Annotated in this window: 23 protein-coding genes and 1 pseudogene; 12 read left to right on the top strand and 12 right to left on the bottom strand. The window is 74.6% G+C overall.

Features of this window, described 5'->3' with window-relative positions:
• Positions 1–14: 14 nt before the first annotated feature.
• The 5 genes from ACGFI1_RS02990 to ACGFI1_RS02970 form a co-directional block, all read right to left on the bottom strand.
• Positions 15–1,295, bottom strand: a complete 1,281-nt coding sequence (locus ACGFI1_RS02990) for an adenylosuccinate synthetase (protein WP_392782327.1) — start codon at positions 1,293–1,295, stop codon at positions 15–17.
• Positions 1,296–1,298: 3 nt separating this feature from the next.
• Positions 1,299–2,270, bottom strand: a complete 972-nt coding sequence (locus tag ACGFI1_RS02985; protein ID WP_387070265.1) for a hypothetical protein — start codon at positions 2,268–2,270, stop codon at positions 1,299–1,301.
• A gap of 14 nt (positions 2,271–2,284) precedes the next feature.
• Complete coding sequence (locus tag ACGFI1_RS02980; protein WP_386866830.1) at positions 2,285–3,310, bottom strand: molecular chaperone DnaJ; 1,026 nt, start codon at positions 3,308–3,310, stop codon at positions 2,285–2,287.
• Positions 3,307–4,140, bottom strand: coding sequence for an NUDIX hydrolase (locus ACGFI1_RS02975; protein ID WP_138636010.1), 834 nt, complete (start codon positions 4,138–4,140; stop codon positions 3,307–3,309). Before ACGFI1_RS02975 ends, ACGFI1_RS02980 begins: the two co-directional genes overlap by 4 nt.
• A gap of 182 nt (positions 4,141–4,322) precedes the next feature.
• A complete protein-coding gene (locus ACGFI1_RS02970) occupies positions 4,323–6,287 on the bottom strand; it encodes an amino acid permease (protein ID WP_392782322.1) in 1,965 nt (654 codons plus the stop codon).
• A 395-nt stretch (positions 6,288–6,682) separates the two neighbouring features.
• Here ACGFI1_RS02970 and ggt point away from each other — a divergent pair, with 395 nt between their 5' ends.
• The 3 genes from ggt (at position 6,683) to ACGFI1_RS02955 (ending at position 10,022) form a co-directional block, all read left to right on the top strand.
• A complete protein-coding gene (gene ggt / locus ACGFI1_RS02965; RefSeq protein WP_449201461.1) occupies positions 6,683–8,635 on the top strand; it encodes a gamma-glutamyltransferase in 1,953 nt (650 codons plus the stop codon).
• Between the two features lie 58 nt (positions 8,636–8,693).
• Positions 8,694–9,056 (top strand): divalent-cation tolerance protein CutA, encoded by a 363-nt coding sequence (cutA, locus tag ACGFI1_RS02960; protein ID WP_138636011.1) that lies wholly within the window; start codon positions 8,694–8,696, stop codon positions 9,054–9,056.
• A 99-nt stretch (positions 9,057–9,155) separates the two neighbouring features.
• Complete coding sequence (locus ACGFI1_RS02955; protein ID WP_240807442.1) at positions 9,156–10,022, top strand: oxygenase MpaB family protein; 867 nt, start codon at positions 9,156–9,158, stop codon at positions 10,020–10,022.
• A 38-nt stretch (positions 10,023–10,060) separates the two neighbouring features.
• Here ACGFI1_RS02955 and ACGFI1_RS02950 read toward each other — a convergent pair whose 3' ends face one another.
• A complete protein-coding gene (locus tag ACGFI1_RS02950) occupies positions 10,061–11,605 on the bottom strand; it encodes a DHA2 family efflux MFS transporter permease subunit (protein ID WP_386866826.1) in 1,545 nt (514 codons plus the stop codon).
• Positions 11,606–11,720: 115 nt separating this feature from the next.
• On the opposite strand from ACGFI1_RS02950, the gene ACGFI1_RS02945 reads away from it, so the two are divergent.
• The gene (locus ACGFI1_RS02945; protein WP_392782316.1) at positions 11,721–12,266 is read left to right on the top strand and encodes a MarR family winged helix-turn-helix transcriptional regulator; all 546 of its coding nucleotides are present in this window, start codon (positions 11,721–11,723) and stop codon (positions 12,264–12,266) included.
• Here ACGFI1_RS02945 and ACGFI1_RS02940 read toward each other — a convergent pair whose 3' ends face one another.
• The 6 genes from ACGFI1_RS02940 to ACGFI1_RS02915 all read right to left on the bottom strand — a co-directional run bounded on the left by ACGFI1_RS02940 (position 12,267) and on the right by ACGFI1_RS02915 (position 18,274).
• A complete protein-coding gene (locus ACGFI1_RS02940) occupies positions 12,267–12,566 on the bottom strand; it encodes a metal-sensitive transcriptional regulator (RefSeq protein WP_386866822.1) in 300 nt (99 codons plus the stop codon).
• A gap of 87 nt (positions 12,567–12,653) precedes the next feature.
• Positions 12,654–13,244 carry a histidine phosphatase family protein gene (locus ACGFI1_RS02935; protein WP_392782314.1) on the bottom strand — a complete coding sequence of 197 codons (591 nt, stop codon included), beginning with the start codon at positions 13,242–13,244 and terminating at the stop codon, positions 12,654–12,656.
• An 80-nt stretch (positions 13,245–13,324) separates the two neighbouring features.
• Positions 13,325–14,440, bottom strand: a complete 1,116-nt coding sequence (gene ald / locus ACGFI1_RS02930; RefSeq protein WP_138636015.1) for an alanine dehydrogenase — start codon at positions 14,438–14,440, stop codon at positions 13,325–13,327.
• 144 nt (positions 14,441–14,584) lie between these two features.
• Positions 14,585–15,394, bottom strand: coding sequence for an SAM-dependent methyltransferase (locus tag ACGFI1_RS02925; RefSeq protein ID WP_138636016.1), 810 nt, complete (start codon positions 15,392–15,394; stop codon positions 14,585–14,587).
• 136 nt (positions 15,395–15,530) lie between these two features.
• Entirely contained in the window at positions 15,531–16,694 is a 1,164-nt protein-coding gene (locus ACGFI1_RS02920; protein ID WP_392742200.1) for a glycerate kinase, read from the bottom strand.
• A gap of 134 nt (positions 16,695–16,828) precedes the next feature.
• On the bottom strand, positions 16,829–18,274 hold the full coding sequence (locus ACGFI1_RS02915; protein ID WP_138636017.1) for an NCS2 family permease: 1,446 nt from the start codon (positions 18,272–18,274) through the stop codon (positions 16,829–16,831).
• A gap of 195 nt (positions 18,275–18,469) precedes the next feature.
• On the opposite strand from ACGFI1_RS02915, the pseudogene ACGFI1_RS02910 reads away from it, so the two are divergent.
• From ACGFI1_RS02910 to ACGFI1_RS02875, 8 genes and pseudogenes are all read left to right on the top strand, one after another.
• Positions 18,470–18,631, top strand: a pseudogene (locus ACGFI1_RS02910) (helix-turn-helix domain-containing protein); the annotation flags it as partial.
• Positions 18,632–18,643: 12 nt separating this feature from the next.
• A complete protein-coding gene (locus ACGFI1_RS02905) occupies positions 18,644–19,942 on the top strand; it encodes a helix-turn-helix domain-containing protein (RefSeq protein WP_392782309.1) in 1,299 nt (432 codons plus the stop codon).
• Positions 19,943–20,040: 98 nt separating this feature from the next.
• Positions 20,041–21,150: a DUF5685 family protein gene (locus tag ACGFI1_RS02900; protein ID WP_387070255.1), complete on the top strand. Its 1,110-nt coding sequence runs from the start codon at positions 20,041–20,043 to the stop codon at positions 21,148–21,150.
• 104 nt (positions 21,151–21,254) lie between these two features.
• On the top strand, positions 21,255–21,878 hold the full coding sequence (locus ACGFI1_RS02895; RefSeq protein ID WP_392782305.1) for a copper resistance CopC family protein: 624 nt from the start codon (positions 21,255–21,257) through the stop codon (positions 21,876–21,878).
• Between the two features lie 6 nt (positions 21,879–21,884).
• Complete coding sequence (locus ACGFI1_RS02890) at positions 21,885–23,918, top strand: cytochrome c oxidase assembly protein (RefSeq protein ID WP_386866808.1); 2,034 nt, start codon at positions 21,885–21,887, stop codon at positions 23,916–23,918.
• A 73-nt stretch (positions 23,919–23,991) separates the two neighbouring features.
• Positions 23,992–25,227 carry a sensor histidine kinase gene (locus ACGFI1_RS02885; protein ID WP_387070253.1) on the top strand — a complete coding sequence of 412 codons (1,236 nt, stop codon included), beginning with the start codon at positions 23,992–23,994 and terminating at the stop codon, positions 25,225–25,227.
• On the top strand, positions 25,224–25,877 hold the full coding sequence (locus ACGFI1_RS02880; RefSeq protein WP_138636022.1) for a response regulator transcription factor: 654 nt from the start codon (positions 25,224–25,226) through the stop codon (positions 25,875–25,877). Before ACGFI1_RS02885 ends, ACGFI1_RS02880 begins: the two co-directional genes overlap by 4 nt.
• Positions 25,878–25,894: 17 nt before the next feature.
• Positions 25,895–26,830, top strand: a complete 936-nt coding sequence (locus ACGFI1_RS02875) for a TIGR03621 family F420-dependent LLM class oxidoreductase (protein ID WP_386866803.1) — start codon at positions 25,895–25,897, stop codon at positions 26,828–26,830.
• Positions 26,831–26,875 lie beyond the last annotated feature (45 nt).

Here is a 26,875-nt window from a genome sequence, read left to right as displayed (position 1 = left end):
GCGGGATCTTGGTCTCACCGGAGGCCGAGGTCAAGGGGCGTCCGAAGGTGGCCATCGCGTTTCGCGGCCCGTTTGGCGGCCGAGGTGGGCCCGTAGGAACGCAGCACGACCGGCGTCCCGAGCGCGTCCTCTACCGTCGCGACGGCGTCGCCGAGCGGCGCGTAGACGGGGCGGGCCCGCAGGAGGCGGCGGGTGAGGGCGGCCTGGCGGTCCAGGTCGGGCGGCCCGGTCTCCAGCCGCTCGACCCGCGCGCCGTCGATCTCGTACGCGCGCGCGACACGCAGATCGGGACGCGCCCCCGCGACGTCCAGATGCGTGACCGCCAGGCCGTCCGCGCCGCCCGCCGCGTCCAGCGCGTACCGGAGCGCGACGGCGTCGAGATGGCCGACCCGGAACGCGCCCTGCCACGGGCCCGTGCCGTTGTGCCGGTCGGGGAGGCCGGCGGTCAGCGCCGGGTCCTCGGTGACGAACGGACCCGGCCCGTGCCGGGTCGCGTACGCGCGCAGCACCCCGAGCCGCGCCGCGGACGCGCCCGCCTCCGCCAGCAGCGTCTCGGCGTTGGCGAAGGTCGTCGTCGACCAGGTCGTGTACGGGTGGAAGCCGTGCCACTCGTCCAGCAGGACGCCCTGCGCCCCCTCGAACACCGCCGTGCCGCCGCGCAGCGGGCCGTGCAGGTGATCGCCGCCGACGATCGCGACCCGCTCCCCGAACGCGGCGAAGGCGGTGGCGCAGGCGTCCACGTCCGGGACGCCGGGGCCGCCGGGGAACGCGTCGCGGTACCAGTCGCGGACGGCGGCCAGCCGGCGCCGCAGCCGCGCGGGCTCCAGGCAGTCGCCCGCGCGGGGGGCGTCGGCGTGCGCGAGCGCGTAGGACGCCGTCTCGCCGATGCCCATGCCGCACGACCCGTGCCGGGCCGCGCCGCGCACGGTCTCCCGCGCGCGGTTGGCGGCCCGGTGGTACGGCGTCGTCAGCGGCGCGTCCCGGTCGACGGTGAGCCGGTCGAGCGCGTCGCCGACGCCGAGGGACCGCAGGTGGTCGGCCTCGGCGGCGAGGGCGAGCGGGTCGACCAGCATGAACCGCGACAGGTGCGTGCGCACGCCCGGCGTGAACGTCCCGGAGCCGAACTGGGCGAACGTGTGGTGCCGCCCGTCGCCGGCGACGACGTTGTGCGCCGCCTGCGCGCCGCCGTTGAACCGGACGACCACGTCCACGGGGCGGGTCGCGCAGAGGTGGTCGACGACCGTCCCCTTGCCCGCGTCCCCGAAGCCGAGGTCGACGACGATCACATGGTCCACGGGTCAGAGCCGGGTCGTCGCGGACGGGCCCGAGGCGTCCAGTCCGGGCGGCGCGGCCGACACCGCGACCGGCGCGCGGGACGCCTCCAGCGGGGCGAGGGCCCGCGACACCGACGCGCCGGCGTCCGACCCGGCCTCGGCGAGGTGCTCCAGGCCCTCGCCGAGGTCGATGGCGTCCTCGGCGAGCCCGACGGTCAGCGCGATCGTCTCGCACACCGCGTCCAGGTCGTCCAGGTAGAGGACGTTCTGGCCGAGGAGCTTCCGCCAGAAGTCCGTCAGCTCCCGGCTGCCGGAGTGGTAGGCCCCCTCGGGGATGATGAAGTACACGTCGTACCTGCGCTGCAGCTCCCGGACGATCGCGGCGACCGGGACGTCCTCGTCCGGCTCCCCGCCGATGACCTCGGCGATCTCGCGCCGCTTCGCCTTCGGGTAGGCGAGCTCGTCGCCGATCATGAACAGGTAGCCGCGCTTCCCGCGCTTGTCGAAGCAGTCGATCGCGGTGTGCCGGGCCATGAAGTACATCGCCAGCTCGTACGACTCGCGCATCTGGCCGCCGCCCCCGCCTTCGAGCAGGATCTTGCCGAGGTCGTCGTCCATCCGGTTGTCGGCCTCGAACTGGCCGATCTGCAGCGGCGCCCGGTCGCAGGTGGCGTCGCCGACCGCGCCGAACAGGATGTGCGGGTGCTCGACGTAGCCCTTGCGCAGCAGCAGCCCGAGCAGGTCGGGGAGCTTGGTCTGCAGCGTCCGGGGGACCGTGCCCATCGACCCGGTCACGTCGAACAGCACGCCGATCGCGAGCGACTCGGGGTGGTCGGCGGAGTCCCGGCTCTCCCGGACCGTCACGCCGGACGGGTCGAGGTCGGGGTGGACGGCGGTGGCGCCGCCGTCGGAGTAGGCGAACGCGCTCGCGCCGGTGGACGCGCGGTAGCTCGCTCGGGCGGCGTAGACGTCGGTGGACCAGTGTCCGCTTCCCATGGCGGTCTTCTCCTTCAGCGGGGGGTGGGCAGGTGGAACGGGCGGAAGCGCCGCGGGCCGTAGAGCCGCTCCAGCAGCTCGTCCAGTTCGGCCAGCAGCCGCCAGGCGTCGGACGGGCGCCGGTTCTGCGCGGGCAGCGTGCAGCCGCGCGCGAACGAGCGCATCGCCGGGGGCGCCTTGTCGCCCATCAGGTGCGTCATGCACCGGGTGGCCATGAAGATGTCGGTGGCCGGGCTCGCCGGGCGCCGCCCCGGCACCTCGGGCGGGTACCAATCGGCGTACCGGCCGACCATCGCGGGGACGCGCCCCGACCCGTCGACGTGCGCGTAGCAGCCGGGCACCGAGTGGCACCAGCCGGCGAGGACCAGGCCGTGCTCCTCCGGGTGGATCAGCACGTGCTCGGGGAGCACCGCGCCGTGCAGCACGCCCGCGCGGTGCGCGAACCCGAGCCCGACGAGCAGCCGCCGCCACATCCAGGCGGCGTCGCGCGGGTCGACGCCGTCCGGGAACGCCGCCCGGACCTCGGCCAGGCTGCGGAACCCGTCCAGCGCGCCGATCACGTTGACCTGCCGCTGGACGCCGGTGGCCGCGTCCCGGTGCCGGAACGACTCGACCAGGCGCGGGACGTAGGGCAGGAACTTGCCGTCGCCGTCCTTGGGGAGCTGGCGCAGCGCCACCGCCTCGCGCTCGATCAGATCGCCGTCGCGCGGGTCGCGAGGCATCTTCAGCAGCACCTCGCGGCCGGTCCCGGTGCGGGCCGGGTACAGCTCCGCGAGGTCGCCCCCGATCGGGTCGCCGTGCAGCCGGTACGCGTGGCGGCGGGTGCTGATCAGGGTCCCGTCGCCGCTGTGGCGGGCCCGCCACAGGTCGTTCAGCCGGATGAACGCCTCGCGGGTGCGGCCGCCGGTCGCGTCCGGGTGGACGAGCCGCGCCAGCGCCCGGTAGCGCCGCGCCGCCTCCGCCTCGTCCGCGCCGAACAGGTCGGCCGGGACGCGCGCCCGGTCCAGCCGCGCCAGCGCGTCGTCCAGGGCCCGCGTCATCTGATCTCCTCCTCCCGGCTGGGCCGCAGCAGGGCGGGGTGCAGGAGGCGGGCGTCGCCGGCCCGGTAGAGCCGGGGGCGGGGCCCGCCGCGCCGGCCGCCGCGGTCGGAGGTGGCGCCGGTGCCCTCCACGAAGCCGGGCACCGACAGGACCTTCCGGTGGAAGTTGCCGGCGTGCAGCTCCTCGCCCCACACCGCCTCGTAGACCGAGCGCAGCTCCGGGATCGTGAACTCGCCGCCGCAGAAGGCCGTCGCGAGCGGGGTGTACTCCAGCTTCCCGCGCGCCCGCTCCAGGCCGTCGGCGAGGATCCGCGCGTGGTCGAACGCCAGCCTGCGGGTGGTGCCGGGGCGCTGGTCGCCGGACTCGGTGAGGCCGAGCGCGTCGACCGGGACCCACGCCGCGTCGGCCGCGTCGCCGCCGGCCTCCGGGTCGGGCAGCTCCGGCGCGAACGCCAGGTGGGCGACGGAGATGACGCGCATCCGCGGGTCGCGGCCGGGCGAGCCGTAGGTGCCGAGCTGCTCCAGGTGCACCCGGCCGAGGACGCCGCCCTTGGCGCTGAGCCCGGTCTCCTCGGCCAGCTCGCGGACGGCCGCGTCGGACAGGTCCTCGGCGTCGGCGCCCTGCAGCGGCCCGCCCGCCTGGACGAACCCGCCCGGCAGCGCCCACATGCCCGCGTACGGGGGGTGCCCGCGCCGGACCAGCAGGACGTGCAGGGCGCCGTCCCGGATGGTCAGCGCCACCACGTCCACCGTCACGGCGACCGGGTCGTAGTCGCGCGGGTCGTAGTCGGCGAGGAACGCTTCCTCGCCGCGCCTCGGTTCCGGGGTCATCCGCGGGCCTCTCGTCGGTCTCCGAGTGAGTAAGTCTCAGAGTGAGTTCATCTCGTATTGAGAAGAACATAACCCGGACGGGTCCCGTTGTCCAGAGCGGGTGCCGCGATGCGAAGCGGGCGCCGTCCCCCGGGTGGGGGGGCGGTGCCCGCTGCGTTCGGCGGAACTTCACAAAGACGAAGTCAGCGGCGGTGCCGGCCGCCGGGCGGCTCCTCGTCGTGCTCCCCGTACTCGGCGGGGCCGTACGGCCCGGACCCGTAGGGGCCGGACGCGTACGGGTCCGGCTCGGTCCCGAACGGGTCCCCAGGCTGCCCGGGACCGTACGGCCCCGCGGGGTGTGGACCGGACGGCCGCGCGAGGTCGTCCCGGTCGTAGCGCTCGGGCGGGCGGCCCCCGGCCGGGTGCGGGTCCCGGGAGAACTGGCCGCCCGGCTGCCGCGCGGTCGAGTACCGGCCCGTCGGGTAGGGGCTCTCCGGCGCCCCGGGCCGCCGCGCGCCGGGCTCGTACGGGGGCGCCCCGAACGGGCCGCTCTCGTACGGGCCGCTCTCGTACCGGGCGTGCTCGGCCGGCCCGGCGGGGACCACGCCCGGCGGCAGCGCCCCGGGCGGCGGCGCGGCGCCCAGCGCGGCGGCGACCGAGCGGTCCGGCGGCGGCGCGTCCAGCAGCAGCTTCATCTGGCTCTTGCGGCGCCCGTAGAGCAGGTACAGCACGAGGCCGACCGCCATCCAGACGGCGAAGTACGCCCAGGTCTGGACCTTGAGGTTCAGCATCAGCCAGCCGACCGCGAGGATCGTCACGATCACCACCAGCGGCGCCGCCGGCATCCGGAACGGCCGGTGCAGGTCGGGCTGGGAGTGGCGCAGCGCGAGGACCGCGGCGGCGACGAACAGGAACGCGAACAGCGTGCCGATCACGACGAGCTGCTCCAGCGTCAGCACGTCGATGGTCTGCGACATGACGACCGCCGCGCCGCCGGCGAGCAGCGTGGCGCGGGAGGGCACCTTGTAGCGGCTCATCGCGGCGAGCGGGCGCGGCAGCAGCCCGTCCCGGGCCATCGAGAACACCACCCGGGTCAGGCTGATCATCACCACCAGGATGACGGTGGTGAGCGCGAGCACCGCGCCGACATCGACGATCTTGCCCATGGCGCCCGCGCCGGCCCCGTCGAACGCGGCGGCGAGCAGCAGCTTGTCGGGGTCGAGCTTGGCGAAGCCGTCCATCCCGACCATGCCGACCAGGGCGATCGCCACCGCCGCGTACAGCACGATCGCGGTGAGCAGGGCGGTGAGGATGCCGCGCGGCACCTTGCGGGGCGCGTCGTCGGTCTCCTCCGAGGCGGTCGCGATCAGGTCGAACCCGATGTAGGCGAACGCGATGGCGGGCGCCGCCGCGAACAGGCCCCACACGCCGAACACGTGCGGGGTGCCGCCGCCGAACGCGCCGAGCACGGCGTCCAGCACCGTCTGGTCGCCCTCCGGCGCGGGCTTGGCGGGCGGGACGAACGGGGTGAGGTTGCCGGCGTCGAAGAACTTCAGGCAGGTGGCGATGACGAGGCCGATGACGATGACCTTGGCCATCACCATGTACCACAGCGTCTTCAGGCTCAGCCGGCTGCCGGTGGCGAGCATCAGCACGACCAGCAGCAGGATGCCGAGGGCCAGCACGTCCGGCCCCTTCACCTGGCCGATCAGGTCGCCGAGCGCGCCCGGTATCGGCACCCCGAAGTCGTGCAGCGCCTGCGTGGCGTAGAGCGACCACACCCGCGCGAGCACCGACGCGGCCAGCAGCAGCTCCATGACCAGCGCCCAGCCGACGACCCACGCCCAGACCTCGCCGAACGCGACGTAGCTGAAGGAGTAGGCGCTGCCCGCCACCGGGATGATCGAGGACAGCTCGGCGAACGCCAGCGCGGCCAGCACGCAGACGCCGCCCGCGATGAGGAAGGAGACGAGCACGCCGGGGCCGGCGGTCGAGCTGGCCTGCTCTCCGGCGATCTTGAAGATGCCGGAGCCGATCATCACGCCGAGGCCGAGCACGACGAGGTCGCGGGTCCGGTAGACCACGCGGAGCCGGTGCCGCCCGCCGTAGAGCCGGCCGGTGGCCTGTTCCACCGGCAGCCGGCGGAACATGTTGTTGCGCATGCGCATGTCCCAGGTCCTAGGTTGTCCCGCCGGCCCGGGGGCCGGGCCGGGGGTGCTGAACCCGCGCCGCTGTTCGCGAGGTGATGGCTTGTCGAAGTCCCTAAGAATTCACCACGTATGGGGATAATCGCAACGTTTTCGTCGGGTCGGTTGTCGTCTCGTCGTTGTCGCATCCTGCCAAACCGCAGGTCCGCGACGTGCCGTGGCGGCGTCCGCACGCGCGGCAGCCGATTCCCGAATCCCTTTCTAATGGACCGTTCCGTGGCGAAAGGCCCTGATTTCTCAGGGGGAAAGCGCTTACGATCTTTCTCCGCGCCGCGTCCGGGCCCGGCCGGTGCGGACGGTGGCGCCCCGCGAAGATCGGTGGCACCGTAGGGACGCCGCGTTCGACTGGAGGTCCGGTGTTCCGCTCCCCATCGCCCTCGAAGCCGTCCGACCCCGCCCAGCCCGCCGACCCCGTACGGCCGTCCGGTCCCGTGCGGCCGGTGCGGGTGCGCGTCCGGCGCCGCACGCCGCTCGCCGCCGCGCTCACCGCCGTGCTGACCGCCGCCGCGGCGCTGACCGTGCCGGGCGCCGCCGTCGCCGCGCCGGTCCCCGCGCCGGGCCCGCACGCAGGGCCGCCGCAGAAGCCGGTCAAACAGCCGGTCGCCACCGGCTACGGCGGCGCCGTGTCGACCGTCGACCTCGACGCCAGCAAGGCGGCCCTGGACGTCCTCAAGCACGGCGGCAACGCGATGGACGCGGCCGTCGCCGCCGGTGCCGCGCTCGGCGTCACCGAGCCGTACGTCTCCGCGATCGGAGGCGGCGGCTACATCACCTACTACGACGCGCGCACGCGCAGCGTCCACGCCATCGACGGCCGCGAGTTCGCGCCCGCGCGGATGAAGGAGGACTCCTTCATCGACCCGGCGACGGGCAAGCCGCTCCCGTTCGACCAGGCCGTCACCAGCGGGCTCGGCGTCGGCGTGCCCGGCACCCTCGCCCAGTGGGACCTCGCGCTGCGCCGGTTCGGCAGCCGCGACCTCGGCGCCCTGCTGCGCCCGGCGATCCGGCTCGCCGACCGCGGCTTCGTCGTCGACCGGGAGTTCCACGACCAGACGGTGGTCAACGAGGCGCGCTTCCGCGACATCGTCCCCACCCGGGAGCTGTTCCTGCCCGGCGGGAAGGTGCCCGAGGTCGGCTCGGTGTTCCGCAACCCCGACCTCGCCGACACCTACCGGCAGCTCGCGAAGCGCGGCACCGGCTGGTTCTACGAGGGCGGGCTCGGCAAGGAGATCGCCCGGACCGTCGCGCGGCCGCCCGTCGACCCCGCGGCGAGCCGCACCGTGCGCCCCGGGCTGATGGAGCCCGCCGACCTCGCCGCCTACCGCGCGGTGCCGCGCCGCCCGACCCACGTCCCCTACCGGGGGATGGACGTGTACGGCATGCCGCCGTCTTCGTCCGGCGGCTCCACGGTGGGGGAGGCGCTCAACATCCTGGGCAACTTCCGCCTTGACGCCCGCGACCCCGTCACCGCCCTGCACTACTACCTGGAGGCGTCCAAGCTCGCCTACGCCGACCGCGGCCGCTACGTGGGCGACGCCGACAAGGTGGACGTGCCGCTGGACGAGCTGCTGTCCACCGGGTTCGCCCGCGAGCGCGCCTGCCTGATCGCGCCGGACCGGGCCGCGCCCGCGCCCGTCGCGCCCGGCTCCCCGGACGGGAGCTACGCGCCGTGCGTCCCGCCCGGCACCCAGACCCGCGCGCTGGCGTTCGAGGGCCCGCAGACCACCCACCTCGTCACCGCCGACAAGTGGGGGAACGTCGCGTCCTACACGGTGTCGATCGAGCAGTTCGGCGGCAGCGGCATCACCGTCCCCGGCCGGGGCTTCCTGCTCAACAACGAGCTGACCGACTTCTCCTTCCAGCCGCCGGCGCCGGGCCAGGCGCCCGACCCGAACCTGCCGGGACCGCGCAAGCGCCCGCGCAGCAGCATGTCCCCGACGCTCGTGCTCGAGGACGGCCGGCCGCGGCTCGCGCTCGGCACGCCCGGCGGGTCGACGATCATCACGACCGTGCTGCAGATCCTGGTGAACCGCATCGACCTCGGCATGGACCTGCCCACCGCCCTGGCCGCGCCACGCGCGACGCAGCGCAACACCCCCTACGTCTACGCCGAGCCCGCGTTCATCGACCGGTACGGCCGCGACCTCGCCGCGCGGGGCCACCGCCTGGAGCCGTTCCCCGGCCCGCCGGTGGGCGTGATCGGCGCCGCGACCGGGCTGGAGTTCCTGCGGCCCGGCCTCGTGCAGGCGGTGGCGGAGCCGGCGCGGCGGGGCGGCGGCAGCGCGCTGGTCGTCCGGCCGGCCCGGTGACCGCCGCGCGGCCGGAACGCGGGGCGTGCGCGGGCGGCGAGCGGGAAGGAGTCGTGCCATGGCGCACTCTTACGTGCAGGTGACGACCACGACCGACTCCCGCGCCGAGGCCGCCGAGCTGGCCCGGTCGGCGGTCGCCGAGCGGCTCGCCGCCTGCGCCCAGCTGGTCGGCCCGATCGCGAGCACCTACTGGTGGGAGGGCGAGATCGAGTCGGCGGAGGAGTGGATGGTGCTGTTCAAGACCTCCGCCGACCGCTTCGACGAGCTGGCCTCGCTGATCACCGAGGGCCACTCCTACGACACCCCGGAGATCATCGCGACGCCGGTGGTGGCGGGCAGCATGGACTACCTCGCCTGGATCACCGAGCAGACCGAGCCCGGCGCGCGCGACGAGGCCGTCGAGGACCCCGCCGACGACTGACCGCTGGACCGTGTGACCTGCGCCATGGCAGGGTAAGTTCTTGTTTACCCTGGCCGCGGGTGTGCTCCCGGGCCGCGGCGGGACGGAAAGGCGGTCGACGTGCGCGAACTGGGCGAGGTGGGAACCGACCACGGGCTGTTCGGGCCGGGCTCGGTGACCTGGCGTGTCATGGGCGAGCCCGTGCTGCTGGTCGGCGGGATCCGGGCGCTGCTGCTGCAGGCCCTGCATCCGCGCTCCATGTGGGGGACCGCGCAGAACTCCGAGCTGATGGACCCCGCCGCCGCGTGGGCGCGGCTGACCCGGACGGTCGAGTTCGTCCGCGTCCGCACCTACGGGACGGAGGAGGAGGTCGAGCGGGTGGGCCGCCGCGTCCGCCGGCTGCACTCCAAGCTGACCGGGCTCGACATGCGCACCGGCGAGACGTTCCCGATCGACGACCCGGAGAACCTGCTCTGGGTCCACCTGGGCGAGGTCGACTCCTACCTCGACGTGGCGCGCCGCGCCGGCGTCCCGCTGACCGCCGAGGAGGCCGACACCTTCGTGGACGAGCAGCGCCGCGCCGCCGCCGTGGTCGGGCTCGACCCGGCGGACGTGCCCGGCACGGTCGCGGAGATGCGCGACTACTACGAGGAGATGCGGCGCCGGATCTGGGCGTGCCGGGAGGCCCGCGAGGGGCTGCGCAGGATGTTCAGCCCGGCCGTCCCGCGGAACCTGCTGCCGCTGAAGCTCGCCGCGCCCGCGATCGGCACGCTGACCGTCGCGACGCTGCCGCGCTGGGCGCGCCGCATGTACGGGCTGCCGGGGCTGCCGACGTCCGACCTGGCGGCGACGCTGACGCTGAAGGGCCTGTACCGCACCTCGCACGTCGTCCCGGAGCGGTACCGGTACTCGCCGGACGCCCGGCGGGCCAAGCAGCTCACGCGCGAGCACGAGGCGGGCCTGGCCACCTGGTCCATCGCGTCCTGACGGGGGTTCCGGCCGCGCCCTGACCGGTCGCCGGGGCGTCAGCCCATGGGCGGCGGCGCGCCCGCGCCGCCCTTCTCCGCGTCCTCCTCGGCATGGGCGCCGTGGCGCGGCAGCAGCAGCGCCGGGACGATCAGCAGCGCGGTGAGGATCAGCGCGACCCAGAACGTGCTGCCGAACGCGTCGGCGAGCTGCGGCGCGAGCCGCTCGCGGACCTGCGCGGGGATCGTGCCGACGCCGCCACCGCCGCCGCCCGCCTGCGGGATCCGGTCGCTGATCTCGCGGGACAGGATGACGGCCAGCAGCGCGGTCCCGACCGATCCGCCGAGCTGCATGATGATGTTCAGCGAGCTGCTGGCCCGCGACACCGCCTCGCGGCGGAGCGTCGTGAGCGCGGCCGACATCGTCGGCATCATCGTGCAGCCGAGGCCGAGGCCCCGCACGATGAGCGCGCCGCCGAGCAGCCAGTAGGACGTGCCCGCGTCCACCAGGGCGAACGGGATGGTGCCGAGCACCAGCAGCACGATGCCGACGGGGACGATCCGCCCGGCCCCGAACCGGTCGGTGACCACCCCGGCCAGCGGCATCGCGATCGCCGCGCCGACGCCCTGCGGGGCCAGCAGCAGGCCGGCGGCGAACGCGCCCTCGCCGTGCGCGGTCTGGTAGAAGAGCGGGATCAGCAGCATCGAGCCCATCAGCGCGATCCCGACGAGGAAGACCGCGGCGGACGCGGTGGCGAACGTCCGGTCGGCGAACAGCCGCACGTCGATCAGCGAGCGCTCGCGGCGGCGCAGGCTGTGCAGCACGAACAGCGCCACCAGGACGGCGCCGGCGGCGAGCCAGCCGAGCGTGGTGGCGTTGCCGAAGCCGCCCTCCTTGCTCGCGGTGGACAGCCCGTAGATCAGCAGCGCGAACCCGGGCGGCAGCAGGGCCAGCCCGCGCAGGTCGAGCGCCGACGCGCCGTCGCCGCCGTGGCCGTGCGGCACCTTCCACCAGGCCAGCGCGAAGGCCAGCAGGCCGACCGGGACGTTCACGAAGAAGATCCAGCGCCAGTCGACGTCCTCGACCAGCCAGCCGCCGAGCACCGGGCCGAGGACGGGGCCGAGCAGCATCGGGACGCCGACGATGCTCATGATCCGGCCGAGCCGGCGCGGGCCGGCCGCCATCGTCAGGATGGCCATGCCGGTCGGCATCAGCATGCCGCCGCCGAGCCCCTGCACCACCCGGAAGACGATCAGCGACCCGATGTCCCACGCCGCGCCGGACAGCACCGATCCGGTCACGAACAGCACGATCGAGGTCAGCCACACGCGCCGCCCGCCGAACCGGTCGACGGCCCAGCCGGTGAGCGGGATGACGCTGCCCATGGCCAGCAGGTAGCCGGTGATGACCCACTGGATGGTGGACAGGTCGGTGGCGAAGTCGCGGCCGAGCGTCTCCAGCGCCACGTTGACGATCGTGGTGTCCAGGATCGCCATCACGGTGCCGGCCACGATCACGAGGCCGAGCACGATGGTCTGCCGGTCGAGCCGTTCGCCGCCGGGGCTGCCCGGCGGGGCCACCTTGGTGGACGGGCTTTCGGCCATGGTCGTCCCCCTTGCCTGAAGGTCCGGTACCCCCGAGTCCCCCGAACGCAAGATGTGAAACACCTTGAAGTTCAACATTTTGCAGTGCATCACGAAATGTGTTGAACTTCAAGGTATGTCCGAGGATCGCTTCTCCACCGACGCGCCCATCGACGCCGACCTGGAGACGATGGTCCAGCTCATCACCCGGATGGTGCGCGGGATGAAGGGCGGGCACGGCGCGGCCGACGACCTCATCGAGCGGGTGCGGAAGGCCGGCCTCGGCCCCCGGCACGTGCCCGCGCTGATGCACCTCGTCCTGCACGGCCCGGCGCCCGTGGGCGTCCTCGCCCGGCGCATGGCGCTCAGCCCCGCCACGGTCAGCCAGCTCGTCGGGGAGCTGCAGCGCGGCGGCTTCGTCGAGCGGCGCCCGGACGAGCGCGACCGGAGGCGCATGATCGTCAGCCTGGGGGAGCCGCACCGCGCGGTGGTCGAGCGGTTCGCCCGGCGCCGGCTGAGCCCGCTGCGGGCGACGCTGGAGGCGCTGGCCCCGGACGAGCGGGCGGCCTTCCTGCACGGCTGGCGCGTCCTCGTCGAGAACCTGGAGGCGCACGGCCCGGCGGCCGGGACGGCCGAAGCCGGGGAATGCGGGTGCCCGGGCGGCCACCGCCCGGGCCCGTGATCAGCCGCGGCGCATGAGCCGCCCGACGGCCGCCATCAGCTCGGTGGACATCTCGTCGCCCTTGCCCTCCTCGGCGCCCTCGGCCACGCAGTGCCGGACGTGCCCGTCCAGCAGGCCGAGCGCCACCTTGTCCAGCGCGGCCTGCACGGCGCTGATCTGGGTCAGGATGTCGATGCAGTAGCGGTCGTCCGCGACCATCCGGTCGATGCCGCGCACCTGGCCCTCGATCCGGGCCAGCCGGGTCTGCAGCTGGTCCTTGGTGGCGGTGTACCCGCGGGTGGGGGTCTCGCTGGTCGCCATTACCGTCCTCCGCAATCCTTCCGAGGGCGCACGCCCGGGTACCCCTGGGGGACATCCCCCAACAGGTACCTTATGCGCTGGCGGGGACTACGGCGCCGGGACGTTCCAGGCGCTGACGACCGGCCGGTCGTGCTCGGTGCCGAGCGCCGACAGCGTCCCGGTGCCTAGCGCGAACAGCCGCCCGAGGGCGGGCTCCAGGCCGAGCCGCCGCGCCGTCAGGACCCGCAGGAAGTGGCCGTGCGCGACGAGCACCACGTCGCCGTCCGCGAGCGCCGGCTCCGCCTCGGCCAGCACCGCGTCCGCGCGCGCGCCGACCTGCTCGACGGTCTCGCCCGGATGGTCGGCGTCGCCGGGGACCACCCCGTCGTCCCACAGGAACCAGCCGGGCCGGCCCTCGCGGATCTCGGCCGAGGTGATCCCCTCGTAGCCGCCGTAGTCCCACTCCCACAGGTCGGGGTCGGTCTCGGCCGCCGTGAGCCCGGCCAGCTCCGCCGTCCGCCGCGCGCGCCGCGCCGGGCTGACGAGCGCCCGCGCGATCCGGCGCTCCTTCAGCGCCCCGCGCAGCGCCCGCGCCTGCTCCTCGCCCCGCGCGGTCAGCGGCACGTCCGTCAGCCCCGTGTGCCGCCGCGCCCGGCTCCACTCCGTCTCCCCGTGCCGCACCAGCACCAGTTCGCCCATGGGGAACGGTCTACCCGGCGGGACGGCGCCCCGGAACCCCCGGCCGGGGGAACGGGCGGGGGAGAGGGTGGGGAGCCGGGTCAGTCGAGGAGGGAGGAGAGGGGCGTCCACGGCATCCCGTGCGCCTCGGCGACGTGGTCGTAGACCAGCTCGCCGGCGTGCACGTTGAGGCCGCGGGCCAGGGCGCCGTTCTCCCGCAGGGCGCGGTGCCAGCCCTTGTCGGCGATCTGGACGGCGTAGGGCAGCGTGACGCCGGTGAGCGCGTAGGTGGAGGTGTTCGGGACCGAGCCCGGCATGTTCGCGACGCAGTAGAAGATCGACTGGTGCACCCGGTAGGTCGGGTCGGCGTGCGTGGTGGGCCGGGAGTCCTCGAAGCAGCCGCCCTGGTCGATGGCGATGTCCACCAGCACGGACCCGGCCTTCATGCCCGCGACGAGGTCGTTGGAGATCAGCTTCGGCGCCCGCGCGCCGGGGATCAGCACGGCGCCGATCACGAGGTCGGCGGCGCGCGCCTCCCGCTCGACCGTGTAGGCGCTGGACACGAGGGTCCGCAGCCGGCCCTGGTAGATGGCGTCGATGTGGCGGAGGCGGTCGACGTTCACGTCCAGGACCGTCACGTCCGCGCCCATCCCGACGGCGATCTGCGCGGCGTTGAGGCCGGACACGCCGCCGCCGATGACGACGACCCTGGCCGGGGCGACGCCGGGCACGCCGCCCGGCAGCACGCCGCGCCCGCCGTTGGACGCCATCAGGTTGTAGGCGCCGACCTGCGGCGCGAGCCGCCCGGCGACCTCCGACATCGGGGCGAGCAGCGGCAGCGAGCGGTCGGGCAGCTGGACGGTCTCGTAGGCGATCGCGGTGACGCCGGCCGCCAGCAGCGCGTCGGTGCACTCGCGGGACGCGGCCAGGTGCAGGTAGGTGAACAGCACCTGGCCGGCGCGCAGCCGCGGGTACTCGGCCGCCACCGGCTCCTTGACCTTGAGGATCAGGTCGCCCTCGGCCCAGACCTCGTCCGGGCCGTCGACGATCTTGGCGCCCGCGGCGGCGTACTCCTCGTCCGGGATCGCCGACCCGCGGCCGGCGCCCCGCTCGACGAACACCTCGTGGCCGTGCCGGGTCAGCTCGTGCACGCCCGCCGGCGTGCTCGCCACCCGGTACTCGTGGTTCTTGATCTCTCGCGGCACACCGATCTTCACCGGGGGGCTCCTCCGTCAACGCTGACCAGGACCTGTGCCTCCAGCGTGCGGTCCGGAGGACGCCTCCGGCTATGAGCAGTGTGTCAAGGCATCGTCACTTCCGCTGACACTCTGTAAACGGCCCTGGCGGCGGCCCGACCCCCGTCACGGCTTGCGGGCGATGCCCCCGTACATCAGGCGCTGGCCGACGGTCAGCTCGTCCGGGACGTCCCCGTCGGGCCGCCACAGCGGCAGCGGGACGACGCCCGGGTCGAGCAGCTCCAGGCCGTCGAAGTAGCGGGTGATCTCCTCGGGCGTGCGGAACCGCCCCGTGCCGAGCAGCCCCTGGTACTGCTGCTCGGCGTCGACCGCCTCCTGGCTGGACGCGCAGAAGCTCGTGACGAACAGGTGGCTGCCGGACGGCACCGCGTCCATCAGCGTCTCGACGACGCCCTGCGGATCCTCGTCGTCGTGCAGGTGGTGCAGGATGCCGACCAGCATCACGCCGACCGGCCGGTCGAAGTCGATCAGCCGCCGGACGTCCTCGTGCGCGAGGATCTTCGCCGGCTCGCGGACGTCGGCGGTGATCACCGTGGTGTCGGCGTTCTCGGCCAGCAGCGCCCGCCCGTGCGCGAGGACGATCGGGTCGTTGTCGACGTAGACCACCCGCGCGCCCGGCGCGACCGCCTGCGCGACCTGGTGGGTGTTCTGCACGGTCGGCAGGCCGGAGCCGAGGTCGAGGAACTGCCGCAGGCCCGCCTCCTCGGCCAGGTACCGCACGCCGCGGCCGAGGATGCCCCGGTTGTAGGCGGCGACGTCGTAGATCTCCGGGACGATCTTCACGATCTCGGCCACGAAGGCCCGGTCGACCTCGAAGTTGTCCTTGCCCCGCAGCACCACGTCGTAGGTCCGAGCGATGCTCGGCTTCGTGGTGTCGATCCCCAGGGACGCCCAGTCGTACTGATCTTCGGCCATGCCGTGCCCGCCTCGTGCCGCTGTTGAGTTCTCGCGCTGCCTGTGAGACCCCGAGGGTCCGCCGCTGGCCCGGAGCGTAGGCGACCGATCACCTCCGGCGCCACGAAAGCGGTGAATGTTCACCGAAGTGATGCGATCACGGGCGGGCGGGGAGCCACTCGTCGGCGATCGCGACCGTCAGCTGCTCCAGCAGCGGCCCCGCCCGCCGGACGCGGCGCTCCTCGTCGGGCTCGATGTCGGCCAGCGCGTACGCGGCCTGGATGCGCGCCTTGCGCAGCTGCTCGCCGGTGAGCCCGCGCCGCCCGGCGACCGCGATGACCGGCGCGCCGGCGCGGGCGGCGGCCCGCGCCACCCCGATCGGCGCGGAGCCGCGCAGCGACCGGGTGTCCAGGACGCCCTCGCCGGTGACGACGAGCCGGGCGCCGCGCGCCCGGTCGGCGAAGCCCAGCAGGTCGAGGAGCAGCGCCGGGCCCGGCTCGATCGTCGCGCCGAGGAAGGTCAGCGCGGCGAACCCGACGCCGCCGGACGTCCCGGCGCCGGGCAGGTCGCGGGCCGTCCGGCGGGCGGCCGCCTCCGCGAGGTCGGCCCAGCGGCGCAGCCCCGCGTCCAGCACCCGCACCTCCTCGCGGCCGGCGCCGCGGCGCGGGCCGTCCACGGCGGCGGCGCCGCCGCGGCCGAGCAGCGGCCCCGCGGAGTCGCCCGCCACCACCACCTCGACACCGGACATGTCGGGCAGGCCGCGCAGGTCGAGGGCGTGCAGCGAGCGCAGCGCCGCGCCGCCGGGCGGCAGGTCCTTGCCGAGCGCGTCCAGCAGCCGCCCGCCGAGCCCCTGGACGAGGCCCGCGCCGCCGTCGGTGCAGGCGCCGCCGCCGAGCCCGAGCACGATCCGGCGGGCGCCGAGCCGCAGCGCGTGCCCGAGCAGCTGGCCGGTGCCGAGGCTGGACGCGGTGAGCGGGCGCGGCTTGCCGCCGGGCAGCCGGCGCAGCCCGGACGCCTCGGCCAGCTCCACCACCGCGCTGCGGTCGCGCACCGCCAGCCGCGCGGTGACCGGGCGGCCCGTCGGACCGCACACCTCGACCTCGACCGCCCGCCAGCCGGCCGCCACCGCGGCCGCCACGGTGCCCTCGCCGCCGTCGGCGACGGGCAGCTCCACCAGCGGCACGTCAGGCCGGGCGCGGCGCAGCCCGGCCGCGAGGCGCCGCGCCGCCTGCGCCGCGGTCAGCGCTCCCGGGAACCTGTCAGGCGCCAGCAGGACGTGACCTGGCGGAGACGGACGGGGGGGAGAGTCCGCGGACACCACAGCCACGCCTTTCACGCCGGGGGGTAAGGCCCTACCTTCTGCTTACGCCATGACGGCACTATTTGACACCCGCGAGCGCGCCCGAGAGTCTCAAATGGTCGCAGAGCCGTGTTCTCCCGGAGTTCCGACGTCCGCTACCGCACGTCCAGCCACTGCTCGATCGGGTTGATCGCGAAGAAGACCAGGAACAGCACCACCACGGGCCACAGCCAGACCGACACCTCGCGGACCTTGCCCCGGGCGAGCTTGATCAGCGCGTAGCTGACCATGCCGCCGCCGATCCCGATGGTGATCGAGAACGTGAACGGCATCAGCACGATGGTGAGGAACGCCGGGATCGTGATCTCCAGGTCGTTCCAGTCCACCTTGGCGACCTGCGTCATCATCAGCGCGCCGACGACGACGAGCGCGGGCGCGGCGGCCTGCGCCGGGACGGTCGCGGCGAGCGGGGTGAGGAACAGCGTCACCGTGAACAGCGCGCCGGTGGCGATGTTGGCGAGGCCCGTCCGGGCGCCCTCGCCGACCCCGGCCGCCGACTCCACGAACACGGTGTTGGCGGACGAGCTGGTGATGCCGCCGAACGCGGCGGACAGGCCGTCCACCGACAGGATCCGGCCGAGCCGCGGCACCTCGCCCTTCTCGCTGACCAGGCCAGCCTCGTCGCTGATGCCGAGGATCGTGCCCATCGCGTCGAAGAAGCCCGACAGCACCAGGGTGAACAGCACGACCAGCGCGGTGATGACCCCGGCCCGGCCGAAGCCGCCGAACAGGTCGATCTCCCCGAAGAGCCCGAAGTCGGGCGCCGCGAACAGCTTCTCGGGCATGTTCGGGGTGACGATGCCCCAGCCGCCCTCCTTGATGGAGGCGTTCTCCTGGATGGCGACGGCCCCGATCGTCCCGGCGACGATGCTGATCAGGATGGCGCCCGGCACGCGCCGCACGTAGAGCACGATCATCAGCAGCAGGGTGAGCGCGAACACCAGCGTCGGCCACGTCGACAGGTGGCCGCCGGTGCCGAGCGACAGCGGCGGGCTCGTCGCGCTGGAGGTGACGAACCCCGAGTCGTAGAGGCCGACCAGCGCGATGAAGGCGCCGATGCCGACCGCGATCGCGTGCTTGAGCGCCAGCGGGATCGAGTTCATGATCCGCTCGCGGATGCCGGTGAGCGCCAGCACCACGATGACCGCGCCCTCGATCACCACCAGGCCCATCGCCTGCGGCCAGGTCATCACCGGCGCCGCCTGGAACGCCACGACCGCGTTGATGCCGAGGCCCGCGGCGAGCGCCAGCGGCGCGTTGCCCACCAGGCCCATGATCACCGTGGTGACCGCGGCGGACAGCGCGGTCATCGTGGTCAGCTGCGGGATCGACAGCGTCGCGCCCGTGACGTCCTTCGCCCCGCCGAGGATGATCGGGTTCAGCAGGATGATGTAGGCCATCGCGAAGAACGTGGTGACGCCGCCGCGCAGCTCGCGCGCCACGGTGGTGCGCCGCCCGGTGAGGTCGAACAGCCGCTCCAGCGGCCCGCGCCCGCCCGCCGGCGGCGAATCGTCGGTCTTCGCGGTACTGATCTTGGACATGGCGGGCGCTCCGCTTTCCGCAGCGTGGATTCCGGCGGTCGGGGCCGGACTGGGCGTGCACAGAGTAGCCGCTGCGAACTTCGGAGCGTGACGAGGGTGAGGCGTCCGCTATAGCCTGCCCTGGTGCGAATGCGAGACTCGGTCGAACCGGCCGGGCGGGAGGTGCGGAACCGCCGCGCGGAGCCCTGCGCGGACTCGTGGCGGCGCAGCGCGACACGGCTGCACGTCCATGTGAACACGCTTCGGTACCGAATCCGGCGAATCGAGGACCTCACCGGCCGGGACCTCGGCACACTTGAGGATCGAGTCGACTTCTTCCTCGCCCTGCGCGCGACGCGGCCGGCGAGCTCCTTGTAGGCGGTGGCACAGATGGACCGGGAGACCCTGGGGCAGCGGATCCGCGCCCTGCGCATCCGGCAGGGCGTGAGCCAGGCGCAGCTCGCCTTCCCCGAGTTGTCCGACAGCTACATCTCGCTGATCGAGAGCGACAAGCGGGTGCCGGCCCCGAGCGTGGTCGAGCTGCTCGCGGCGAAGCTGAACTGCTCGGCGACCTACCTCGTCAGCGGCGTCAGCGAGGACGTCGTGGACGAGCTGCGCGTCACCCTCGACTACGCCGAGATCGCGCTGAGCAACGGCGCGGCGGCCGAGGCGCGGGCCCGGTTCGCCGAGGTCCTCGCGAGCGCCGACGCGGTCGCGCTGCCGGACATGCTGCACCAGGCCCGCTGGGGGCACGCCCTCGCGCTGGAGGCCGCGGGGGAGCTGGAGGGGGCGATCGCCGAGCTGACGGCGCTGACCGAGGAGGCCTCCGCCGAGGCCGACCTCGACCACTGGGCGAAGGTGCACGTCGCGCTGAGCCGCTGCCTGCGCGAGCGCGGCGACGTCAGCGCGGGCGTCGAGGCGGCCGAGACCGCGCTGCGCCACCTCATCGCGACCGGCGCCGACTCCACCGACGCGGCCGTGCACCTCGGCGCCGCGCTGCTCGCGGCGTTCATCGAGCGCGGCGACCTCGTCCGGGCCCGCCACCTCGCCGTCCAGCTCGTCGAGCGGGCCGAGCGGATCGGCAGCCCCCGGGCGCGGATGGTCGCCTACTGGGAGGCCGCCTACGTCGCGGAGATCCGCGGGGAGTACGAGGAGGGCGTCACGCGGGCCGAGCGGGCGCTGCTGCTGGCCGGCGACGGCGAGGACCCCCGCGACCTGAACCGGCTCCGCGTGATCTACGCCGGGCTGCTGCTGCGCGCCCGGCCCGACCAGGCCGCCCGCGCCCGCGAGCTGCTCGCCCGGGTGCGCGGCGAGATCAGCGCCAGCTCGTCCGGGGAGATCGACGTCGCCTGGTGCCTGACCGAGCTGGCCCGCGCCGAGACCGCGCTCGGCCGTCCCACCGAGGCGGTGGCGCTCGCCGAGGAGGCCCTCGACCTGCTCGGGGACGCCCCGCGCCGGGCCACCGCCGGGGCGCTGACCGTGCTCGGCGAGGCGTCGGTGCGGCTCGGCCGCCGGGACCGCGCCGTCGAGGTGCTGACCCGGGCGGCGACCTGCCTGGAGGAGATGGAGTCCTCCCGGGAGGCGGCGCAGGCGTGGTTCGACCTCGCCGAGGTGCTGGCCGAGGCGGGCACCGCCGAGGAGACCCGGATGGCCGCCTACCGGCGCGCGCTCACCTGCGTCGGCGTGTGACCGGACCGGCCGGTGCGAGAACCGGCGTGTGAGCGAACCGGCGCGGGCGGCGCGGCGTCCATAATGCTGCGAGTTGTCGGAGCTGGGGGGAGTCGCCGGTGTTCGGTGTCGTCCGGCCGTGCAGGCATGTCCTGTGCGGGTCGCTGTTCAAGGACTGGATGGCCCATCTGTGCGGGCTGTGCCTGACGCTGCGGGCCGAGCACGGCCAGGCCGCGCGGCTCGTCACCAACTACGACGGGCTCCTGGTGTCGGTGCTGGTCGAGGCGCAGGCGCCGGAGTTGTCGCCGCGCCGCAAGGCCGGGCCGTGCGCGCTGCGCGGGATGAAGACCGCCGAGGTCGTCACCGCGAAGGCGCAGGGCGCCCGGCTCGCCGCCGCCGCGTCGCTGCTGCTGGCGGCCGGTAAGACCCGCGACCACGTCGCGGACGGCGACGGGCCCTACGCGCGCCGCGCGGTCGCCGCCGCGGCGGGCCGGATGGCAGGCCGCTGGGACGCGGCCGGCGGCCGGACGGGTGCCGCGGTCGGCTTCGACCCGGCGGTGCTGCGCGACGCCGTCGCCCGCCAGCCCGCCCTGGAGGCGGCGCCCGGGCTCGGGCTGCTCGACCTCACCGAGCCGACCGAGACCGCCGTCGCGGCCGTGTTCGCGCACACCGCCGTCCTCGCGGGCCGGGAGGGCAACGCCGAGACCCTCGCCGAGGCCGGCCGCTTCTTCGGCCGCCTCGCGCACCTGCTCGACGCCGTCGAGGACCTCGCCGACGACCGTGCGGCGGGCGCCTACAACCCGCTCCTCGCCACCGGCACCTCCCTCGACGAGGCCCGCCGGCACGCCGACGGCGCGTTGCACGGGCTCCGCCTCGCCCTCGCCGACCTGGAGCTGGAGCGGCCGCGGCTCGTCCGGGCCCTGCTGGACCGGGAGGTCGCCCGCTCGGTCGACCGCGCCTTCGCCGACCCGGAGAACCAGTCGAAGCACGGCCCCCGGCCGCCGCGCCCCGGCTGGCCCGTCCCGTGCTTCACCGGGGCGGCCGTGTGCGTGACCTGCGGCGTCTTCCAGCCCGAGTGGAGCGACCACCACGGCGACTCGTGCGGGGACCGCTGCTGGTGCACCCGGCACTGCGACGACGGCTGCTGCGACTGCTGCGAGTGCTGCAACTGCTGCAACAGCGACTGCGATTGCGACTGCTGCGACGGCTGCTGCTGCGACTGCAGCTGACCGTCCGTCCCGGGCCGGGCCACCGCCCGACCCGGGACGTGCCATCCCGGCGGGCTCAGTAGGGTAGACGAAGCCCTTCGACTCACTAGAGAACCCGGCCCTCCATGAACATCCGCAAGCCCCGCCGGGCCGCGCGGCGCCTCGGCGCCGTCGCCGCCCTCGTCCTCGCCCTCGGCGCCGCCACCGCGCCCCCCGCGCTGGCGCACACCCGCCTGGTGAGCAGCACGCCCGCCAAGGGCCAGTCCGCGCAGTCGGTCACCGAGGTCAAGCTCGTCTTCAGCGACCAGATCCGCATGGCGCAGGTGGTCGTCAAGGACGACCAGGACAAGACGTACCAGTCGGGCCCGGCCGAACGCTCCGGCACGACGGTGACGCAGAAGCTGACGGGGCCGCTGCCCGCCGGGTCCTACACGGTGGCCTACCGGGTCGTGGGCGAGGACGGGCACCCGATCGAGGGCGACGGCCTGGCGTTCACCGCCGCGGGCGGTGAGGCCGCGGCGCCGGCGCCGGCCACCGGCGGGGTCGGCGCCGAGCAGCAGACGGGCGACGCCGCCACCACCGACGAGCAGCCGCTCAAGGTCGACCAGGAGCAGGCCGCCGAGAAGGACTCCGGCTCCGGGACGGTCCTGTGGGTGCTGATCGTCGCCGGGCTCATGGTCGGCATCGGCGTCGGGGTGGGCATCGTGTACCGCGCCAAGCGCAAGCACCAGGCGGCGACCGGGAAGTGAACCGCGGTGAATAGGGGCAGCCTGAGCGTCTGGCGGGCCGGCGCGGTCGCGGTGGCGGCCGCCGCCGCGGCCCTGGTCGCCGGCCTCGTCCTCGGCGGGTCGGTCACCGAGAAGGTCATCCCCGGCCTCGGCGACGCCGGCGCCCTCACCCGGTGGGGGCTGCCCGCGTCCCGGGCCGCGATGGACCTGCTGTCCGCGCTGACCGTCGGCGCCGTGCTGGCCGCCGCCGCGTTCCTGCCCGTCGAGGGCGGGCGCGGCGCCGCCCGGCTGTCCGCGGACGCGGTCGGCTACCTGCGCGCCGCGTCCTGGATCGCCGCTGGCTGGGCCGCCGCCGCGGCGGCCACCCTCGTGTTCACGGTCGCCGACGTGCTCGGCCAGCCGGTCGGGGAGGTCCTCACCGGCAGCGAGCTGAGCAGCTACGTCGGCTCGCTGCCGCAGGGCACCGCGCTCATGATCGTGGTGCTGCTGGCCGTGGTGGTGGCGCTGCTGGCGCGCACCACCACCACGCCCGCCGCCGCGTTCGGACTGCTCGTGATGGCCGGGATCGCGCTGCTGCCCGCGCCGCTGACCGGGCACTCGGCCTCGGCCGCCAACCACTCCGTCGCGACGACCGGCGTCGCGCTGCACGTCGCCGCGGTCGCGCCGTGGGTCGGCGGCCTGGCGATCGTCGGCGCGCACGCGCTGCTGCGCCGCGACCGGCTGCCGGTCATGGCGGAGCGGTTCAGCCGGATGGCCCTGTGGTGCTACATCACCGTCGGGGTCAGCGGCCTGGTGAACGTGATCGCCCGGCTGCCCGACCCGGCCGAGCTGGCGACGACGAACTACGGCCGGCTCGCCCTCGGGAAGATCGTCGCGTTCGGGGTGCTCGGCTGGTTCGGCTGGTGGCACCGCGAGCGGACGCTGCCCGCGCTCGCCGCCGGCAAGCCGGGGGCCTTCGCCCGGTTCGGCTCGGTCGAGGCGGCCGTGATGGCCGCCACCATGGGCCTCGCGGTCGCGCTGGCGCGCACCGCGCCGCCCCCGCCGACCGCCCCGGAGTCGGCGGTCAAGTCGCTGCTCGGCTACGACATGCCGCCCGAGGTCACGCCGATGCGGCTGCTGACGCTGTGGCAGTTCGACCTGTTCTTCGCCGTCCTCGCGGCCGTCCTCGGCGGCCTGTACCTGGCCGCCGTGGTCCGGCTGCGGCGGCGCGGCGACTCCTGGCCGATGGGGCGCACCGCCGCCTGGATCCTCGGCCTGGTGACCATCCTCGCCGTCACCCAGACCGGCGTCGCCAAGTACGCGCCGATCCTGTTCAGCGTGCACATGGCGCAGCACATGGTGCTGAACATGCTGGTGCCGATCTTCCTGGTCGTCGGCGCGCCGGTGACGCTGGCGCTGCGCGCGCTCAAGCCCGCCCGGGTGCGCGGCGACCGCGGCCCCCGCGAGTGGCTGACGGCGCTGCTGCACAGCCGCTACCTCGCGGTCGTCGCGCATCCCGCGGTGGCGACGCTGATCTTCGTGGTGAGCACGTTCGCGCTGTACTTCACGCCGCTGTTCGAGGCGGCGATGCGCAACCACCTCGGCCACATCGCGATGATGGTGCACTTCCTCGCGGCGGGGTCGCTGTTCTTCTGGGTGCTGCTCGGCGTCGACCCGGCGCCGAAGAAGCTGCCCTACCCGGCGCGGCTGATCCTGCTGTTCGTCACGATGCCGTTCCACGCGTTCTTCGGCATCGCGCTGATGAACATGAGCCAGGCGCTGGCGCGCGGCTGGTACGGGGCCGTCGACCCGCCGTGGGGCACCACGATCCTGCACGACCAGCACACCGGCGGCGCGATCGCCTGGGCGTTCGGGGAGATCCCGACGTTCATCGTCCTGATCGTGATGGCGTTCCAGTGGTACGCCGACGACCAGCGGCAGGCCCGCCGCATGGACCGCAAGGCCGACCGGGCCGCGCGGCCGGGCGGCCGCGCCGAGGACGACGAGCTCGCCGCCTACAACGCGCGGCTCGCCAAGCTGGCCGAGCGCGACCGGGCCGCCGAGGGGCAGGGCAAGACCTGAGGGCGACGGCGGAACCGCGTCCCTCCCTCGCGCGGGGGAGGGCCCGCGGCGTCCCGTCTGCCAGGATCGATGCGTGTTGCGCGTGTTCCGGCCGCTGATCGAGCGGACGACCTGGCAGCGCTGGTCCCATCTCGTGGTGGGCGGCGCGCTGCTGATGCCGTACTGGTTCCTGGCGATGAGCCTCACGCCGCTGCTGCCGGTCGGCGACACCGCCGTGATGCTCGTGCTCATGCTGGTGGTGATGCCGGCCGCGGCGGTGTTCGTCACCGGCCTCGTGCCGACGGTGCGGCTGCTGGAGGGCTCGCTCGCCAGGGAGCTGCTCAAGGGGCCCGCCACCGCGATCGCCCCCGGTTCGGCGGCGTCGTGGGAGAGCCGGGTCCGGGCCGCGGCGTGGTTCACGCTGCACCTCTTCGCGGGCGTGGTGGTCAGCGGGCTCAGCCTCGCGGTGCCGCCGTTCGCGGCCGTGCTGGTCCTCGCGCCGATGGTGTCGTGGGACACCCGGCTCATGGAGGCGTGGGGGTGGGAGGGGACGTGGCACCAGTGGCCCGCGCCGCCGCTCGGCCTCGCGTCGCTGGCCGCGCTGCTCGCGCTGATCGTCGCGTCCGGGGCGCTGCTGTCCCGGCTCGCGCCGTGGTTCCTCGGCCCGTCCGCCGCCGAGCGGCTCGCCGCCATGGAGGCCAGGGCGGTCAAGCTGGCCGAGCGCAACCGGCTGGCCAGGGAGCTGCACGACTCGGTCGGGCACGCGCTGAGCGTGGTGACCCTCCAGGCCGGCGCGGCCGGGCGGGTCCTGGACAGCGACCCCGCGTTCGCCCGGGAGGCGCTCGGCGCGATCGAGGAGTCGGCCCGCGCCGCGCTGGAGGACCTCGACCACGTGCTCGGGCTGCTCCGGGAGGACCCGTCCCGCCCGGCCGCGCCGCAGGCCACGCTGAAGGACCTCGGCCGGCTGCTGGAGCAGACCCGGATCGCGGGGGTGGCGCTCGACGCCGCCGTGGACCCGGCGGTCGAGCACGTCCCGGCGGCGGTGTCGCGGGAGGCGTACCGGATCGTCCAGGAGGGGCTGACGAACGCGCTGCGGCACGCGGGGAAGGTCCCGGTGCGGCTGCGGCTCGGCATCGCCGGGGAACGGCTGGAGGTGGAGATGAGCAACCCGCTCGGGGCGGCCCGCGGCGACGGCGCCGACCACGGCGGCGGCCGCGGCCTCGCCGGGGTCCGCGAGCGCGTCACCGTGCTGCGCGGCGACATGGCCGCGGGGGCCGACGGGGACGCGTGGCGGTTCCGGGTCTCGCTGCCGCTAAGGTCCGGAACATGACGATCAAGGTGCTGCTGGTCGACGACGAGCGGCTGATCCGGGCGGGCCTCGCCGCCATCATCGACGCCGAGGACGACCTGGCCGTGGTCGGCGAGGCCGCCGACGGCGCCGAGGTGCCGGACGCGGTGCGGCGGCTGCGCCCCGACGTGGTGCTGATGGACGTGCGGATGCCGCGCCTCGACGGCATCCAGGCGACCCGCCGCCTGCTGGAGACCGTGCCGGAGCCGCCGCGGATCATCGTGGTCACCACGTTCGAGAACGACGAGTACGTCTACGACGCGCTGAAGGCGGGCGCGCACGGCTTCCTGCTCAAGCGGACCCGGCCGGAGGAGATCCTGCAGGCGGTCCGGATGGTCGCGCACGGCGACAGCCTGCTGTTCCCGGCGGCGATCCGGGAGCTGGCGGCGCACCACGGCCCGTCCGGCGGCGGGGCCGGCGCGGACTGGCACGGCCGGCTCACCGAGCGGGAGGGCGACGTGCTGCGGCTGATGGCCAAGGGCCGCTCGAACGCGGAGATCGCCGCGGAGCTGTTCGTGAGCCCGCAGACGGTGAAGACGCACGTCGGCAACATCCTCGCCAAGCTCCAGGCGCGGGACCGCACCCAGGCGGTGATCCTCGCCTACGAGACGTCCTTCATCACGCCCGGCTGAGCTGGCAGCATGATCACATGACGGACTTCCGGTTCGGGTTCAACTTCTTCGACATCCCCTCCCGCGACGAGTTCGCCGACCGGTGCCGGCGCGGCGAGCGGTACGGCTACGACACGGCGCTGGTGCCCGACCACCTCGGGGCCCCGGCGCCGTTCCCGACGATGGTCGCCGCCGCGGAGGCCACGGAGCGGCTGCGGGTCGGCACGCTCGTGCTGAACGCCGGGTTCTGGAACCCGCACCTGCTCGCCCGGGAGGTCGCCACCGCCGACCGGCTCACCGGCGGGCGGGTGGAGCTGGGCCTCGGCGCCGGGCACATGAAGTGGGAGTTCGACGCGGCCGGCATCCCCTGGGAGGGGTTCGGCGCCCGCGCCGAGCGGATGACCGGCATGATCGAGGAGCTGGGCGCGCTGTTCGGCGGGGACGGCTACGAGCGGCACCGGCCGATCGCCGAGCACTTCGGGCTGGCCGAGCTGGCGCCGGTGCAGCGCGCCGGGTTCGGCGGCTCGGGGCCGCCGCTGCTGGTCGGCGGCACGGGCGACACGGTGCTGCGGACGGCGGCGCGGTACGCCGACATCGTCGGGATCGCGGGGGCGTACCAGGTGGCGGGGGAGCCGCCGGGGACGTTCCGGCTGGGCACGGCCGCGGAGGCGGAGGAGCGGGTCCGGTTCGTCCGGGAGCACGCCGGCGACCGGGCGGACGCGATCGAGTGGAACGTGCTCGTCCAGCACGTCCAGGTGACCGCCGACCGGCGCGCGGAGGCCGAGCGGATCCGCGCCGAGCGCATGCCGTACATGGACGTCGAGGAGATCCTGGACACACCGTTCCTCCTGCTCGGGACGGAGGAGCAGCTCGCGGCGCAGATCCGGGAGCGGCGCGAGCGGTTCGGCTTCTCCTACACCACGGTGCACGCGCCGTTCCTGGACGTCCTCGGCCCGGTGATCGAGCGGGTCTAGGCGGGCGCATCGGCCGCCCCTTACACCTGATTTACCTGTCGGTAG

Source organism: Actinomadura geliboluensis (assembly GCF_043197915.1).
Lineage (GTDB): Bacteria > Actinomycetota > Actinomycetes > Streptosporangiales > Streptosporangiaceae > Spirillospora > Spirillospora geliboluensis.
The sequence above is the reverse complement of the archived record's forward strand: the minus strand, read 5'-3'. Positions and strand labels throughout refer to the sequence as shown.